16 protein-coding genes and 1 tRNA gene are annotated in these 15,480 nt (G+C 72.4%); 8 read left to right on the top strand and 9 right to left on the bottom strand.

All coding sequences use genetic code 11. The features are described from left to right. Nucleotides 1-80: 80 nt before the first annotated feature. Nucleotides 81-1,412 (bottom strand): M20/M25/M40 family metallo-hydrolase, encoded by a 1,332-nt coding sequence (locus tag ACQPZG_RS27595; RefSeq protein ID WP_433548403.1) that lies wholly within the window; start codon nt 1,410-1,412, stop codon nt 81-83. 205 nt (nt 1,413-1,617) lie between these two features. Between ACQPZG_RS27595 and ACQPZG_RS27590 the strand changes: the two genes are divergently transcribed. Next, nucleotides 1,618-1,705, top strand: a tRNA-Leu gene (locus tag ACQPZG_RS27590). A 141-nt stretch (nt 1,706-1,846) separates the two neighbouring features. On the opposite strand, the gene ACQPZG_RS27585 is transcribed toward ACQPZG_RS27590, so the two are convergent. Both ACQPZG_RS27585 and ACQPZG_RS27580 read right to left on the bottom strand, forming a co-directional pair. Next, a complete protein-coding gene (locus ACQPZG_RS27585) occupies nt 1,847-2,515 on the bottom strand; it encodes an MBL fold metallo-hydrolase (RefSeq protein WP_433548402.1) in 669 nt (222 codons plus the stop codon). Further along, nucleotides 2,512-3,600, bottom strand: coding sequence for an S-(hydroxymethyl)mycothiol dehydrogenase (locus tag ACQPZG_RS27580; protein ID WP_433548401.1), 1,089 nt, complete (start codon nt 3,598-3,600; stop codon nt 2,512-2,514). The genes ACQPZG_RS27585 and ACQPZG_RS27580 overlap by 4 nt, the downstream gene beginning before the upstream one ends. A gap of 300 nt (nt 3,601-3,900) precedes the next feature. On the opposite strand from ACQPZG_RS27580, the gene ACQPZG_RS27575 reads away from it, so the two are divergent. Further along, entirely contained in the window at nt 3,901-4,404 is a 504-nt protein-coding gene (locus ACQPZG_RS27575) for a gluconokinase (protein ID WP_433548400.1), read from the top strand. Between the two features lie 21 nt (nt 4,405-4,425). Here the strand turns inward: ACQPZG_RS27575 and ACQPZG_RS27570 are convergent, their stop codons facing one another. The 4 genes from ACQPZG_RS27570 to ACQPZG_RS27555 all read right to left on the bottom strand — a co-directional run bounded on the left by ACQPZG_RS27570 (nt 4,426) and on the right by ACQPZG_RS27555 (nt 8,622). Continuing rightward, nucleotides 4,426-5,079, bottom strand: coding sequence for a cytochrome b/b6 domain-containing protein (locus ACQPZG_RS27570; RefSeq protein WP_433548399.1), 654 nt, complete (start codon nt 5,077-5,079; stop codon nt 4,426-4,428). Next, nucleotides 5,021-5,686 (bottom strand): molybdopterin-dependent oxidoreductase, encoded by a 666-nt coding sequence (locus ACQPZG_RS27565; protein WP_433548398.1) that lies wholly within the window; start codon nt 5,684-5,686, stop codon nt 5,021-5,023. Before ACQPZG_RS27565 ends, ACQPZG_RS27570 begins: the two co-directional genes overlap by 59 nt. 312 nt (nt 5,687-5,998) lie before the next feature. Beyond that, a complete protein-coding gene (locus ACQPZG_RS27560) occupies nt 5,999-7,609 on the bottom strand; it encodes an APC family permease (protein WP_433548397.1) in 1,611 nt (536 codons plus the stop codon). A gap of 65 nt (nt 7,610-7,674) precedes the next feature. Continuing rightward, complete coding sequence (locus tag ACQPZG_RS27555) at nt 7,675-8,622, bottom strand: hypothetical protein (RefSeq protein ID WP_433548396.1); 948 nt, start codon at nt 8,620-8,622, stop codon at nt 7,675-7,677. A gap of 185 nt (nt 8,623-8,807) precedes the next feature. Here ACQPZG_RS27555 and ACQPZG_RS27550 point away from each other — a divergent pair, with 185 nt between their 5' ends. Continuing rightward, nucleotides 8,808-9,272, top strand: a complete 465-nt coding sequence (locus tag ACQPZG_RS27550; RefSeq protein ID WP_433548395.1) for an ASCH domain-containing protein — start codon at nt 8,808-8,810, stop codon at nt 9,270-9,272. Nucleotides 9,273-9,296: 24 nt separating this feature from the next. Here the strand turns inward: ACQPZG_RS27550 and ACQPZG_RS27545 are convergent, their stop codons facing one another. After that, nucleotides 9,297-10,976, bottom strand: a complete 1,680-nt coding sequence (locus ACQPZG_RS27545) for an FAD-binding dehydrogenase (protein WP_433548394.1) — start codon at nt 10,974-10,976, stop codon at nt 9,297-9,299. A 167-nt stretch (nt 10,977-11,143) separates the two neighbouring features. Here ACQPZG_RS27545 and ACQPZG_RS27540 point away from each other — a divergent pair, with 167 nt between their 5' ends. The 5 genes from ACQPZG_RS27540 (at nt 11,144) to ACQPZG_RS27520 (ending at nt 14,802) form a co-directional block, all read left to right on the top strand. Next, on the top strand, nt 11,144-11,659 hold the full coding sequence (locus tag ACQPZG_RS27540; protein WP_433548393.1) for an NUDIX hydrolase: 516 nt from the start codon (nt 11,144-11,146) through the stop codon (nt 11,657-11,659). Beyond that, entirely contained in the window at nt 11,656-12,036 is a 381-nt protein-coding gene (locus ACQPZG_RS27535; protein ID WP_433548392.1) for a YidH family protein, read from the top strand. Before ACQPZG_RS27540 ends, ACQPZG_RS27535 begins: the two co-directional genes overlap by 4 nt. A gap of 37 nt (nt 12,037-12,073) precedes the next feature. Then, nucleotides 12,074-12,391 carry a DUF202 domain-containing protein gene (locus ACQPZG_RS27530; RefSeq protein WP_433548391.1) on the top strand — a complete coding sequence of 106 codons (318 nt, stop codon included), beginning with the start codon at nt 12,074-12,076 and terminating at the stop codon, nt 12,389-12,391. Between the two features lie 125 nt (nt 12,392-12,516). After that, entirely contained in the window at nt 12,517-13,575 is a 1,059-nt protein-coding gene (locus tag ACQPZG_RS27525) for a phosphotransferase family protein (RefSeq protein WP_433548390.1), read from the top strand. 6 nt (nt 13,576-13,581) lie between these two features. After that, on the top strand, nt 13,582-14,802 hold the full coding sequence (locus ACQPZG_RS27520; protein ID WP_433548389.1) for an acyl-CoA dehydrogenase family protein: 1,221 nt from the start codon (nt 13,582-13,584) through the stop codon (nt 14,800-14,802). A gap of 80 nt (nt 14,803-14,882) precedes the next feature. On the opposite strand, the gene ACQPZG_RS27515 is transcribed toward ACQPZG_RS27520, so the two are convergent. Beyond that, on the bottom strand, nt 14,883-15,476 hold the full coding sequence (locus ACQPZG_RS27515) for a TetR/AcrR family transcriptional regulator (RefSeq protein ID WP_433548388.1): 594 nt from the start codon (nt 15,474-15,476) through the stop codon (nt 14,883-14,885). Between the last annotated feature and the right edge of the window lie 4 nt (nt 15,477-15,480).

The following is a 15,480-nucleotide window of genomic DNA, read 5'->3' as shown; positions in this document are numbered from 1 at the left end:
CAAGAGGAACGTTTGGGCGAATTGCGGAGCGTGCGCGTGGCCGGGGCCGCCGCACGGGACACAGGGGCGTCGACGAGCCCTCAGCAGTCGTCGAGGAAACGGTCCAGCACCCGCGTTCCGAACGTCAGCCCGTCGACCGGCACCCGCTCGTCCACGCCGTGGAACATGCCGGCGAAGTCCAGCTCCGGCGGCAGCCTGAGCGGCGCGAAGCCGAAGCAGCGGATGCCCAGGTCGTCGAAGTGCTTGGCGTCGGTGCCGCCGGAGAGCATGTACGGGATGGCGCGGGCGATCGGGTCATGGGCGCGCAGTGCGGTCTGCATGGCGTCCACGAGGTGGCCGTCGAAGTCGGTCTCCAGCGCCTTGTCGCGGTGCGAGCGGCTTTCGTCGATCTTCACCCGGGGGCCGAGGATGCGGGCCAGGTCGGCGTGGAACTCCTCCTCGTACCCGGGCAGGAACCGTCCGTCGACGTGGGCGCTCGCCTGGCCGGGGATGACGTTCACCTTGTACCCGGCGTCGAGCATGGTGGGCGCCGCCGAGTTGCGGAGGGTGGCGCCGACCATCTTGGCGATGCCGCCGAGCTTGGCCAGGGTCTCGTCCATGTCCTCCGGGTCGAGTTCGGTGCCGAGCGCGTCGGAGAGCTCGTCGAGGAAGGACCGTACGGTCTTGGTGACGCGCACCGGCCACTCGTAGCGGCCGAGCCGCCCCACCGCCTCGCACAGTTCGGTGATGGCGTTGTCCTTGTTGGTCATCGAACCGTGGCCCGCGGTGCCGTCCACCGTGAGCCGCATCCAGTTCATGCCCTTCTGCGCGGTCTCCACCAGGTACAGCCGCAGGTTCTCGTTCACCGTGAACGAGAAGCCGCCGACCTCGCCGATGGCCTCCGTGACGCCCTCGAAGAGGTCCGGGTGGTTGTCGACGAGATGGCGGGCGCCGTAGGTGCCGCCCGCCTCCTCGTCGGCGAGGAAGGCCAGCACGATGTCGCGCGGCGGCTTGCGGCCGGAGCGCATCCGGTCGCGGACGACCGCGAGGGTCATCGCGTCCATGTCCTTCATGTCGACAGCGCCGCGCCCCCACACGCAGTCCTCGACGATCTCGCCGGAGAACGGGTGGTGCGTCCAGTCCTGCGCGTTGGCCGGGACGACGTCGGTGTGGCCGTGGATGAGGAGTGCCGGCCGCGACGGGTCCTCGCCCTCGATCCGGGCCACGGTGGAGGCCCGTCCCGGATGCGACTCGAAGATCTTCGGTTCGAGACCGACCTCGGCGAGCTTCTCGGCGACGTACTCGGCGGCCTTGCGCTCCCCCGGCCCGGAGTGGTCGCCGTAGTTGCTGGTGTCGATGCGGATGAGGTCCCGGCAGAGGTCGACGACCTCGTCCTCGCCGGTCACCTTCCGCGTCGTGTTCGACTCGCTCACGCTGCTTCCTCCCACTGCGTTGCTGGTGGTCCCCCTCATCCTCCCGCTCCCGGCTTCCCCGCCCAAGGGGGGCCCTTCCCACGAGGCGCCGTTCACGCAGGTGGGGCGGTGTGGCGGGGGTGGTCGGGGAGCACTCGAAACCCCTGGTATTGTTTTCTACGTCGGAACGGGCCAGCGCAGAGCGGCCCCGGACGGCAGACACCTTGTCCGGGTGGCGGAATGGCAGACGCGCTAGCTTGAGGTGCTAGTGCCCTTTATCGGGCGTGGGGGTTCAAGTCCCCCCTCGGACACCACGGCGAAGGCCCCGGTTCTCCTGGGGCCTTTTTCGCGTGTTCGGACGAATCGTTCGACGCGAGGACGGACGTCACGAAGGGGGCCGCTCGGGTTGAGCGGCCCCCTTCGGCGTGGGCGGCGGCGGTGAGCGGCGAGGGCCGTCAGTGCCCCCGGTCGATCCAGTCGGCCAGGTGCGGGGCCTCCGCGCCGATGGTGGTGGAATCGCCGTGGCCGGTGCGGACGGAGGTCTCCGGGGAGAGCGCCAGCAGTCGGTCGCGGATCGAGTCGATGATCGTCGGGAAGTGCGAGAAGGAGCGGCCGGTGGCTCCGGGGCCGCCGTGGAAGAGCGTGTCGCCGGTGAAGACGGTCGCGAGTTCCTCGGAGTGGAGGCAGACCGCGCCGGGGGCGTGGCCGGGGGTGTGCAGCACCCGGAGGACCGTACCGGCCACCGTGATCTCCTGGCCGTCCGTGAGGGCGCCGTCGGGGGCGCGGTCCGGGTGGGTCTGCTTCCAGAGGGGGAGGTCGTCCTCGTGCAGCAGGATCGGCGCGCCGGTGGCGGCCGCCAGGGCGGGTGCGGCGTCGATGTGGTCGTTGTGGGCGTGGGTGCAGACGATGGCACGCAGGGTGCGGCCGTCGAGGGCGGAGAGGATGGCGTCCGCGTCGTGGGCGGCGTCGATGACGACGGCCTCCGAGTCGTCGCCGACGATCCAGACGTTGTTGTCGACGTCCCAGGTGCCGCCGTCCAGGGAGAAGGTGCCGGAGGTGGTCAGATGGTCGATGCGGACGGCCGCTGCGGGGGCCGTGCGGTCGGTGGGGTCCGTGGGGCTCATGCGAACGTCACCACCGAGCGCAGTACGTCGCCCTCGTGCATGCGGGCGAAGGCCTTCTCGACGTCGCCGAGGCCGATGGTCTCCGTGACGAACGCGGCCAGGTCGATGCGGCCCTGCTGGTGCAGGTCGACGAGCATCGGGAAGTCGCGGGAGGGCAGACAGTCGCCGTACCAGGAGGACTTGAGCGCGCCGCCGCGGCCGAAGACGTCGAGGAGCGGGAGTTCGAGGGTCATCTCCGGGGTGGGGACGCCGACGAGGACGACCGTGCCGGCGAGATCGCGGGCGTAGAAGGCCTGCTTGTAGGTCTCGGGGCGGCCGACGGCCTCGATGACGACGTCCGCGCCGTTGCCGTCGGTGAGCCCGCGGACGGCCTCGACGGGGTCGGTGGTGCGGGAGTTGACGGTGTGGGTCGCGCCCATGGTCTTCGCGGTGGCGAGCTTGCGGTCGTCGATGTCGACGGCGATGATCTTCGACGCTCCGGCGAGGCGGGCGCCGACGATCGCGGCGTCGCCCACTCCCCCGCAGCCGATGACGGCGACCGAGTCGCCGCGGCCGACCTGGCCGGTGTTGATCGCCGCGCCGATGCCCGCCATGACGCCGCAGCCGAGCAGGCCCGCGACCTCCGGCGCGACGGCGGGGTCGACCTTGGTGCACTGGCCCGAGGCGACCAGGGTCTTCTCGGCGAACGCGCCGATCCCCAGGGCCGGGGAGAGTTCCGTGCCGTCGAGCAGGGTCATCCTCTGCCGGGCGTTGTGGGTGTCGAAGCAGTACTGCGGGCGGCCCCGCAGGCAGGCCCGGCACTGGCCGCACACCGCGCGCCAGTTGAGGACGACGAAGTCGCCGGGGCGCACGTCGCCGACGCCTTCGCCGACGGACTCCACGACGCCCGCGGCCTCGTGGCCGAGGAGGAAGGGGAACTCGTCGTTGATTCCGCCCTGCTTGTAGTGCAGATCGGTGTGGCAGACGCCACATGCCTGGATCCTCACCACGGCCTCGCCGGGGCCGGGGTCGGGGATCACGATCGTCTCCACCCGTACCGGTTCGTTCCTGCCGGGTGCGATCACGCCTCGTACCTGTTGCGGCATGTGCGGTCCTTTCTGAGCTGGGGGTGCCTGACCTCGCAATATGTCCGACCCTACGCCGGTGGGGCGCTCCCGTGCCCGGAGAGGGGCGACCGGGGCACGGGCGGATACGTGTGGGTACGGGGCGGTTCGGCACCCGCGCGGTGCGCTCGCGTGTGCACGGGGGCCGCTGGGGGCCGGGTCCGTCGGCTCGCCCCCGTACGTACGTACCCTTGCCGGCACGGAACACCGTCTGGCCGGTGCTGCTACGGGTACACGGGGCCTCGCGGGCGATCGGATCGGCAGAGGGGAACGGACGGGCTGATGAATTCTCCACACGTGGTGGCGGTCATGGGCGTATCGGGCACCGGAAAGTCCACCATCGGGGCGTTGCTGGCCGACGCGGTCGGCGTCGAGTTCGCGGAGGGCGACGACTTCCACCCGGCGGCGAACGTCGCGAAGATGGCCGCCGGCCTTCCCCTGGACGACGCGGACCGGTGGCCGTGGCTGGACCGCGTCGGCGCGTGGGCTGCCACGCGCGGGGAGTCGGGGGGCGTGGTGAGCTGTTCGGCGTTGAAGAGGGCGTACCGGGACCGGCTGCGGGAGGCTGCGCCCGGGGTGCTCTTCCTGCACCTGGCCGGGGGCCGGGAACTGATCGAGCGGCGGATGGCGGCCCGCGAGGGGCACTTCATGCCGGTGGGGCTGCTGGATTCGCAGTTCGCGGCACTGGAGGAACTGGGGGCCGACGAGGCCGGTGCGACGGTGTCGGTGGACGGGACGCCGGAGGAGATCGTGCGGCGGGCGGTGGAGCGGCTTAGGGAACGGTAGCGGGGCGGGGCGTCCGTGGGTCTACCGGGGCCGGGTGAAGCCGGTGCGCAGGGCGCGGCGGGCTTCCGGGTGGGTGGCGGCCATCCAGAGGTGACCGGCGATGACCGTGCCCATGGCCAGTGCGAGCCAGTCGTGGACGAAGGTGGCTCCGGTGCGCCAGGTGAGCGGGGCGAGGTGGCTGAGCCACATCAGGAGGCCGGTGCCGAGCATGACCAGAGTCGCGCCCGCGATCCAGCCGGCGAACAGCTTCTGCCCCGCGTTGAACTTCCCCGACGGGCGTGCGGGCCGGCGCCGGCGGACGGCGCGCAGCCACGCCCTGTCGGCCGGTGTGAGACGGCCGAGGAGCGCGAGGTCGGCGCGGAAGGCCCGGGAGGCCAGGCCCAGGACGTACGGGACGGGCAGCAGCAGGCCCGTCCAGATGTGGACGGTGACCACCAGGTGTCGGCGGCCGACGAGTTCGGCGAGGGAGGGCAGGTAGAGGCAGGCGGCGGTGGCGACGCAGGTGAGCGTCAGGATCGCGGTCGTACGGTGGATGAGGCGCTCGGCGGGGCTGAACCGCCGCACCGGGGCGGGCGGCGGGGACGGAACCCGTTTTTTCGCCCCGTGCGAGGGGCGTTCAGGCGGTGGGGGTGTCGTCGCGTCCGTTGGACCGGCCGACCCAGGCGTCGATGTCATAGCCCAACTCCTCCCAGTAGCCGGGCCGCGCCCGGTCCGTGACCGTGATGCCCGTGAGCCATTTCGCGGATTTGTAGAAGTACATGGGGGCCACGTAGAGGCGGGCGGGGCCGCCGTGTGAGTGGGAGACGTCCTTGTCCTGCATGCGCAGGGCCACCAACACGTCGCCGCGGCCCGCCTGTTGGAGGGTGAGGCTCTCGCTGTACACGCCGTCGAAGCAGGTGAAGCGGAGGGCGCGGGCGGTGGGCCGCACGCCTGCGAGCGAGAGCAGGTGGGACAGCCGTACGCCCTCGAAAGGCGTGTCCGGGACGCGCCAGCCGGTCACGCACTGCACGTCGCGGACCATCCGGGTCTGCGGCAGCGCCTTGAGCTGGGCCAGCGTGTACGTGGCGGGGCGGTCCACCAGGCCGTCGACGGTGAGGCGGTAGGTCTGCGGGGTCTTCTCGGGGACGGACGAGGCGACCGAGTAGTAGCGGAAGCCGCCGCTGCCGGGGAGGAGACCGGTGAGGCCGGTGGGATCCTTGCCTGCGGCCGCCCCCAGGAACGAGTCGAAGCCGCTCTGCAGGTACGGGGCCGCCGCCACGCCGGCCGCGCCGAGTCCGAGCATGCCGAGTACGAGACGGCGGCCGACGGGCGCACCGCGGGACACCGGGGCGGTCGGCCGTGCCCTGCGGGACGGTTCCGGCGGTGCCGGTTCGCCGTGGGGCGGGGATGCGCCGTGGGGCGGTTCCGCAAGGGGCGGCGCCGGGTCCTGGGGTGGGGGTTGAGGGGTCACACGACGATTCGAGCACTCGCGGCCTTTCGGTACCAGGGGCCGCGAGTGTCCGTCAGCGTTCGGTCAGATTTGCTGCGTCGCCGAGCACGGCGTCCGAGGGACGGAGTGTGTGCGGATCCGGCGACGTCGGGGACGGGCGGCTGGTCAGTGGCGTTCCGCCGGGGAGGCGGCCGCCGCCTTGTCGAGCTGGAACGCTTCGTTGCCGAGGCCGATGCGGGCGTGCACCTCGGGCCTCTTCGCCTTGAGGACCGCTCCGTACGCCAGCCCGCCGACCGCTGTGGCGCCGATGAGGGCGGGCAGCAGCCACCTCAGGGCCGAACCGGACTCCGCGCCGACCAGGAGGGCGAAGTCCTTGACGGTGTAGACGGCGATGCCCAGCAGCGCGGTACCCGCCACGCCCGAGCAGAGCAGCCGCCACTTCTGCGCCGCGCCCGCCCCGCGTCGTACGAAGAAGGCGATGACCGCGAAGGACGCGACGGCCATCAGCAGGATGACGCCGAGTGCGCCGATGTTGCCCATCCAGGTGAAGAGGTGCAGCACGGGGGCGGTCGGGTCGCCGATGGGCTTGTCGTCGGTGACGGCGAAGGCCAGGACCACGAGGACGGACACGACCGTCTGGAGGATGGAGCCGGTGGCGGGGGCGCCGGTGCTCTTGTTGGTGCGGCCGAAGGCGGCGGGCAGCAGGCCCTCGCGGCCCATCGCGAAGGAGTAGCGGGCGACGACGTTGTGGAAGCTGAGGAGCGCGGCGAGCATGCCGGACACGAAGAGGATGTGCAGCACGTCGGTGAAGGTGTCGCCCAGGCGCGCCTGTACCAGGGTGAACAGCATTCCCGGGCCCTCGTCGGCGGCCAGCTTGGCGACCTTGTCGGGCCCGGCGGCGATGCTGATCGCCCAGGAGCTGAGGGCCAGGAAGACCGCGGAGTAGGCGACGCCGAGGAACATCACGCGGGAGACGACGACGTGCGGGCGCTTGGTCTCCTCCGCGTACACCGGGGCCTGCTCGAAGCCGACGAAGGCGGCGACGGAGAAGCAGAGCGCGGTACCGAGGGCGACGCCGGGGCCGGCGAGGGTGCCGGGGTCGAACGCGGCGAAGGACAGGCCGGTCGCCTCCGCCGGCTCGGCGACGGCGGACACGTCGAAGATGACGACGAGCAGGCACTCGATGAGGAGCAGGACGCCGAGGACCTTGGCGTTGAGGTCGATCTTCAGCCAGCCGAGGACGCCGATGAGCAGGACGGAGGCCAGGGCCGGGATCCACCAGGCGATGTGCAGGCCGAGGTAGGTGGCGAAGATGCCGGAGAGCTCGAAGCCGAGGATGCCGAAGATGCCGACCTGCATCGCGCTGTACGCGACGAGGGCGACCAGGGAGGCCCCGGCGCCGGCGGTGGCGCCGAGACCGCGGGCTATGTACGCGTAGAACGCGCCCGCGTTGTGGACGTGTCGGCTCATCTCCGCGTACCCGACGCTGAACAGCAGCAGGACCGCGCCGAGGATGAGGAACAGGAGCGGCTGGCCGACCACTCCCATCACGCCGAAGATCGTGGGCATGACACCTGCGACGACCATCAGGGGGGCGCTCGCGGCGAGGACGGACAGCAGGAGTCCGAGGGTGCCGAGGCGGCCGGCCCGCAGGGCGCTCTCCTCGCCCTTGTAGGTGCTGATTCCGGCTTCGCCGTCGCCGCCGTTCGCGGGGCGGCCGTTGCCGGCGGCGCCGGTCGCTCTTTTCGCGCGGGTGGGTGAACTGCCCGTGGCCATAGCGGGGTGGTCCCTTCGGAGTGCGAGTCGTGAGGAGCGGGTCGTGGGTCGCTGGTCGGATGTGCTCAGGCGTCTCCGAGCGCGGCTCGGCGCGCGGCCCGGAACGCCTGGTGGGGGTCCCGGTCGGGGTAGGACCAGGGCGCGGTGGTGCGGTGCGGGCCGATGCGGTGGAAGAGTGCGGCGGCCTCCGCGAGACGGCCCTCGCAGAACTTCGCGTGGGCGAGGTAGTTGAGGTCGACGCGGGAGCGGGGGTGGTCCTCGCGCTCCCACTCCAGCCACCAGTCGAACGCGGCCTTCATCGTCTGCCGGGCCCGGCGGGTCGCCCAGTGCCCGGAGGCCACCGGGTCCGGCGGGACCTGTCCGGCGACGGCGAGCGCCCGGTGCCGCTCGGCGTGCGCGACGACGGGGAGCACCGCCAGCGGGGAGTCCGCCGGGGCCTGTTCGGCGGCCCAGGCGGCGAAGTCGTAGACCTCGTGGAGGGGGTCCTGCCCCGTGTCGGGGCGGCGTTCCGCGAGGCGGGCGATGATCAGGTGGTGGGCGTGGTGGTGTTCCGGGTGGCGTGCCCTGACCTGGTCGTAGAGCTGGGTGACCGCTTCCTCCGTGCCGAGGTGGCGGGCGAGGAGAAGCTGGGCGAGCCAGGGCGTGGGGTCCTGCGGGGCGCGCGCGGCTGCCGCCCGGCACGCCTGCTGGGCGCGGTCGGTGCAGCCCTTGCCTGCCAGGGCGCGGTGGACGGCGGCGCAGGCGAGCAGTGCGGCGGCGTCGGCGCTCTCGGGTTCGGCGAGCAGCCAGTCCTGCGCCCAGGCGTGGGTGCTCCTGGCCTCGCCGAGGACGAGCAGCCGGTGCCCCCGGCGGTCCCAGTCGTCGCCGGTACGGGCCAGCAGGCTGCGCACCCTCGTCCAGCGGCCCTGGGCCAGCTGTTCGCGCACGTCGACGAGTTCGGCGTCGTCGAGGGCCGGATCCGGGGGCTGCTCGCCGCGGCGTCGGCGGCCGGGGAACGGCGGAGGTGGGGCCATCCGCGGGGTACCTCCACGACGAGCCGGCCGACGTTTGATCACGGACAGCAAAGCGGTAGGGACGGCTCCACGTCAAGGCCGGATAAGTGCCGCCGCCGTCAACTGGGACCTCCGGCGCGTGGGTTGGATACGCGCGGTGAGAGAGCGCCGCAGGTGGGGTGGGGCGGCGCGGCTAAGGTGGCGGGATGAGCGACGACTTGAGGGCCGAGGCCGCGAACGGTGCGGCGACGGAACGGCGTCCGGCACTGCCGCCGTATCTGCTGGCGTTCCCCGGGCCGCTGCGCGACCGGCTGGTCGCGGCGGTGCTGAGCGGCGAGAAGGTGTCGACGACGGGTCTGCTCGCCGAGTACGAGGCGGAGGACGAGGAGCTGCCGCCGGTCGGCGAACGGTACGCGCTGATCGACTCGGAAGGACGCGAGGTGGCGGTCCTCGAAACGACCGACGTGCGGGTGCTGCGGCTCGGGGACGTGGATCTCCAGCACGCGATCGACGAGGGCGAGGGCCACCGGTCCGTGGCCGAGTGGCGGGCGGCGCACGAGAGGTTCTGGCACGGCGAGGAGATGCGGGAGGCGATGGGCGACCCGGATTTCGCCGTGGACGACGAGACGCAGGTGGTGGCGGAGCGGTTCGAGGTGGTGGAGGTGCTCTAGGGGCGGCGCGTACCGGGGCGGGCGCTACCCCACCGCCTTCGCCGCCGCCCTTCCCGCCGCGCGGCCCGAGAAGATGCAGCCGCCGAGGAAGGTGCCTTCCAGGGAGCGGTAGCCGTGGACGCCGCCGCCGCCGAAGCCGGCCGCTTCCCCGGCCGCGTAGACGCCCGGGAGGGGCGAGCCCTGCGGAGTGAGCACGCGGGACGACAGGTCGGTCTCCAGGCCGCCGAGGGACTTGCGGGTCAGGATGTGCAGGCGCACGGCGATCAGCGGGCCCGCCTTCGGGTCCAGGATGCGGTGCGGGGTGGCGGTGCGGATCAGTTTGTCGCCCAGGTACTTGCGGGCGCCGCGGATCGCGGTGACCTGGAGGTCCTTGGTGAAGGGGTTGGCCATCTCCCGGTCCCTGGAGACGAGTTGACGGCGCAGCTCGGCCTCGTCGATGAGGGGTTCCTTGGTGAGTGCGTTCATGCCCCGTACGAGCGAGGACAGGTCCTTCTCGACGACGAAGTCCGCGCCGTGGTCCATGAACGCCTTCACCGGGGCGGGGACGGCGGCGCGGGCCCGGTCGAGGACGCCGCGCACCGACTTGCCGGTCAGGTCGGGGTTCTGCTCGGAGCCGGAGAGGGCGAACTCCTTGCCGATGATCTTCTGGTCGAGGACGAACCACGTGTGGCCGAAGCCGGTCTTCATGATGTGGTCGAGGGTGCCGAGGGTGTCGAAGCCGGGGAAGAGCGGGACGGGCAGCCGGTTCCCGCGGGCGTCCAGCCACAGGGAGGACGGACCCGGGAGGATCCGGATGCCGTGCCTGGCCCAGATCGGGTCCCAGTTCTGGATGCCCTCGGTGTAGTGCCACATCCGGTCGCGGTTGATGTGGCTGGCGCCGGCCGCTTCCGTGATGCCGAGCATCAGGCCGTCGACGTGGGCGGGGACTCCGGAGAGCAGGTGGGCGGGCGGGGTGCCGAGTCGCTCGGGCCACTGGGCGCGGACCAGGTCGTGGTTGCCGCCGATGCCGCCCGAGGTGACGATCACCGCCTGCGCGCGGAGCGAGAAGTCCCCGGTGACGGTACGGCTGCTGGCGGTGCCGCGTGCGGTGGACGACGGCTCCAGTACCTCGCCGGTCACCGTGTCGACGGCTCCGGCGGTGGCGGCGAGCCCGGTCACCCGGTGGCGGAACATGAGGGTGACGAGGCCGCGTGCGACGCCGTCGCGCACCCGCTGCTCGAAGGGCGTGACCAGGCCGGGGCCGGTGCCCCAGGTGATGTGGAAGCGGGGCACGGAGTTGCCGTGGCCGTTCGCGTCGTAGCCGCCGCGCTCCGCCCAGCCGACGACCGGGAAGAACCGGACGCCCTTCCGGTGCAGCCAGCTGCGCTTCTCCCCGGCCGCGAAGTCGACGTACGCCTCGGCCCACTTGCGCGGCCACTCGTCCTCCTCGCGGTCGAACCCGGCGGTGCCGAGCCAGTCCTGGAGGGCGAGTTCGCGGCTGTCCTTGACGCGCATCCGGCGCTGTTCGGGCGAGTCGACGAGGAAGAGGCCGCCGAAGGACCAGTGCGCCTGGCCGCCGATCGACTGCTCGGGCTCCTGGTCGAGGAGGATCACCTTCCGCCCCGCGTCGACCAGCTCGGCGGTCGCGACGAGGCCGGCGAGGCCCGCTCCGATGACGATGACGTCCGCGTCGTAACCCGTGGCTGCCGTACCCGTGTCTCCCATGGCCCGATCTTCGGTACGGGGCGGTAACTAGTCAACCGTCCGGCGGCACGCTTTCGCGGCACCGTGGCGGTCGGCGGACCGGCGGGCGGGGCGGACGTCGGCGGGCCGACCGGCCCGGCGGTGCAGCGCGTCGTGGCCGGTGGCGCGGCGTGCTGTTGGATGGGCGCATGACTTCCCCTTCTGAGGAGATCCTGGACATCGTCGACGAGAACGACGAGGTCGTCGGGCAGGCCCCGCGCGGCGAGGCGACCGCGCGGAGGATGCGTCACCGCTGCGCCTTCGTCCTGGTGCGCGACCCGGAGGACCGGATCTTCGTGCACCGCAGGACCGCGACGAAGCCGGTCTTTCCTTCGCTGTACGACATGTTCGTGGGCGGTGTCGTCGGCGCGGGCGAGTCGTACGACGAGGCGGCGCTGCGGGAGGCGGAGGAGGAGCTGGGGGTGTCGGGGCTCGCCCGGCCGGAGCCCCTGTTCAAGTTCCTCTTCGAGGGGGCGGGCAGGACCTGGTGGAGCCAGGTGTACCAGGTGCGCTGCGCGCTGCCGGTGCGCCCGCAGGCCGAAGAGGTGGCGTGGCACGCCTTCCTCACGGAGGAGGAGCTGGCACGGCGGCTCGGCGGCGGTCCGGACGGCTGGGAGTGGGTGCCGGACGGCCTGGCGGCGTACGAGCGGCTGGTGAACCGGTGACCGGTCCGCGGCTGTGGTTCGCGCCGCAGCGTGTCCGGGAGGAGGGCGAGACCCCCGACTACCGGTTCTCGCTGGCCAATGAGCGGACCTTCCTCGCCTGGGTACGGACGGCGCTGGCGCTGGTGGGGGCCGGTTTCGCGGTCGACCAGTTCCTCCCGGACCTGCGGTGGGGCGTTCGGGTGGGGATGGCGCTCGCGCTCCTGGCGGTGGGTGCGCTGTGCGCGCTGCGCGCGGTGAACCACTGGGTGCGCTGCGAGCGGGCGATGCGACGCGGCGAGGACCTGCCGATGACGCGTTTTCCGGTGCTGCTCGGCCTGTTGGTGGCGGTGGTCGCCGTCGCGATGGTGGTGCTCGTGCTGTTCGGGTGGGCCGGGTGAGCGCGCCGGTGGTGTGCCTGCTGAGCGGGTGGGCCGGGTGAGCGCGCCGGTGGCGGTGCGGGATCCGGGGCTCCAGCCCGAGCGGACCCGGCTCGCGTGGCGGCGCACGACGCTGTCCTGCACGGTCGTCGCGGTGCTGGCGGGGAAGCAGGCCGTGCACGACGGGGTGACGGCTCCCGGGCTGCTGGCCGCCGCCCTGAGCGCGCTGGTGTGGGTGTTGTTCCTGGTGGTCGCGCACCGTCGGATGCGGGAGCTGGAGCGGGCGCGGCCCGACGCGCTGACGCCGGGGCGGGCGGTGGCGGCGGTGGGCTGCGCGGTGGCTCTGGCGGCGTTCGCGGTGGCCGTCGCGCTCTGAGCCGTCGGCTGCCCCCACCGGGTGCCGGGCACCCGGTGGGTCCGCCCCTCTGGACGGCATACCGACTGGTCGGCATCATGAGGCGGACTGTTCTGTACGCACGCACGCGCCCGGAGGTATCGCCCATGAGCTCCGTCCCCCCACCAGGGCCCCAGGCCGCCGCGCCGCCCGGACTCGATCCGGAGCGGCTGCGCGGCCATCTCGACGGCGTGCTGCCCGGTCTGGTGGCCGGACCGCTGTCCGCACGGCTGATCGAGGGCGGGCGGTCCAACCTGACGTACGACGTCACCGACGGGCGCTCGCGCTGGGTGGTGCGCAGGCCGCCGCTGGGCCACGTACTGGCGACCGCGCACGACATGAAGCGCGAGTTCCGGGTGATCAGCGGACTGCATCCGACGGCCGTGCCGGTGCCCGCTCCGGTGCTGCTGTGCGAGGACGACTCGGTGCTCGGAGCGCCCTTCTACGTCATGGAGTTCGTGGAGGGCACCCCGTACCGCACGGCCGAGGAACTGGCCCCGCTCGGTCCCGAGCGGACCCGGGCCGCGGTGTTCGGCCTGGTGGACACGCTCGTCGAACTGCACGCGGTGGACCCTGTGGCGGCCGGACTCGGTGACTTCGGCCGTCCCGAGGGCTTCCTGGACCGGCAGCTGCGGCGCTGGGGAAAGCAGCTGGACGCCTCCCGCAACCGCGAGCTGCCCGGCATCGACGCACTGCACGCCGCGCTGGGCGAGGCGCTCCCCGCCTCCCCCGCCGCGACCGTCGTGCACGGTGACTACCGCCTCGACAACGTCCTCATCGGCGGCCCCGACGACACCACCCGGGCGATCCTCGACTGGGAGATGTCGACGCTCGGCGACCCGCTGACCGACCTGGGCCTGCTCGTGATGTACGGGACGAAGCTCGACCTTCCCGCCTCCCCCGTCTCGACGACGGCCTCGGCGGCCGGCCACCCGACGACGGACGAGATCGTCGCCCGCTACGCGCAGGCGTCCGGGCGGGACGTCTCGGCGGTCCACTGGTACACGGCGTTCGCCTGGTTCAAGCTCGCCGTGATCCTCGAAGGCATCCACTACCGCTACACGCTCGGGCAGACGGTCGGCGCGGGCTTCGACCGGATCGGCGAGCTGGTGCCGGTCTTCATCCAGCACGGCCTGACGACTCTGACGACCCCCCGGAAGGGCTGATTCCTCATGGACTTCGCATACGACGCGCGCACCGAAGAACTGCGCGGCAGGCTGCTCGCCTTCATGGACGCACACGTCTACCCGGCCGAGACCGTCGCCCAGGAACAGCGCGCCCTGCTCGCCTCGCCGTGGGACACCCCGGCGGTGGTGGAGGAGCTGAAGGCCGAGGCGCGCCGCCAGGGTCTGTGGAACCTCTTCCTGCCCGACGCCGAGTACGGGGCCGGGCTGACCAACCTCCAGTACGCCCCGCTGGCAGAGATCACCGGCCGCTCCCCGCAGCTGGCGCCCACCGCCCTCAACTGCGCCGCTCCGGACACCGGGAACATGGAGCTGCTGTCCCAGTTCGCGACCGACGAGCAGAAGAAGCAGTGGCTGGAGCCGCTGCTGGCCGGGGAGATCCGGTCGGCGTTCGCGATGACCGAGCCGGAGGTGGCGTCCTCGGACGCGACGAACATCGAGACCCGTATCGAGCGGTCGGCCGACGGCTCGGAGTACGTCGTCACCGGCCGCAAGTGGTACATCTCCGGGGCGATGAACCCCGACTGCAAGATCTTCATCGTGATGGGCAAGACCGATCCGGACGGCGACGACGTGCGCCGCCAGCAGTCGATGATCCTGGTCCCGCGCGACACGCCGGGCGTGGAGATCCGCCGTGCGATGCAGGTGTACGGGTACGAGGACCACTCCCACGGGGGTCACGCGGAGATCGTCCTCGACGGGGTGCGGGTGCCCGCCGCGAACCTGGTCGGCGAGGAGGGCGGCGGCTTCGCCATCGCCCAGGCACGGCTCGGCCCCGGCCGGATCCACCACTGCATGCGCCTCATCGGGATGGCCGAGCGCGCCATCGAGCTGATGTGCCGTCGGGCCGTCACGCGCACCGCGTTCGGCAAGCCGCTTGCCCGGCAGGGCGTCGTGCAGAACTGGATCGCGGACGCCCGGGTCACCGTCGAGCAGCTGCGCCTGCTGGTCCTCAAGACCGCCTGGCTGATGGACACGGTCGGCAACCGGGGGGCGCACACCGAGATCCAGTCCATCAAGATCGCGACGCCGCGCGCGGTGCTCGACATCATCGACGACGCGGTGCAGCTGTACGGCGCGGGCGGCGTCAGCCAGGACTTCCCGCTGGCCGAACTGTGGGCGAGCGCCCGGACGCTGCGGCTTGCGGACGGGCCGGACGAGGTGCACCAGCGGTCGCTGGCCCGTCGGGAGCTGAAGAAGTACGCGTAACGGGGACGCCCCCGGCGCCCGCCCTCTCGGGGGGCGGGCGCCGGGGGTTGCGGCGTCCGCCGCCTGCGGGCGGCCGTGGGCTACGGGCGCAGGGCCCGCAGCAGGAGGTCGGCGAGGTGGTCGGCGACCTGCTGGGGGGTGAGCGGGCCGTCGGGCCGGTACCAGGTGGACAGGTGGTGCACCGACCCGAAGTGGTAGTCCACCACCAGGTCGGCGGGGGTGGCCGTGGAGAAGACGCCGGACCGCTGGCCCTCCTCCACCAGCGCGCGGAAGCGCTCGTGGTAGCGCCTGCGCTCCGCGCGTACCTGCTTGTCCTTCTCCGGCCCCAGGTGATGCATGGAGCGGAAGAAGATCGACGCGTCGTCGAGGTTCTCGATGGTCGTCACCACCACGTCGGCCGCCGCGTCCCGCAGCCGCCGTTCGACCGGCGCGTCGGCGTCGGCGAACGCGTCCAGTCGTTCCTGCTGCACGCGCAGCACGCGCGCGTACACCTCGTGCAGCAGGTCGTCCTTGGAGCCGAAGTAGTGGTAGAGGGCGCCCTTGGTGACGCCCGCCGCCTCGACGATCTCCTGGACCGACGTGCGGTCGTAGCCGCGCTCGGCGAAGAGCCGGGTGGCGGCGGCCAGCAGTCGCTGGGGAACGGGGGTGCCGTTCGGTTCCGTCGTCCTGGCCATGGCC

Source organism: Streptomyces sp. CA-294286 (assembly GCF_050947155.1).
GTDB lineage: Bacteria > Actinomycetota > Actinomycetes > Streptomycetales > Streptomycetaceae > Streptomyces.
This window is presented reverse-complemented; position numbering and strand designations above follow the sequence as displayed.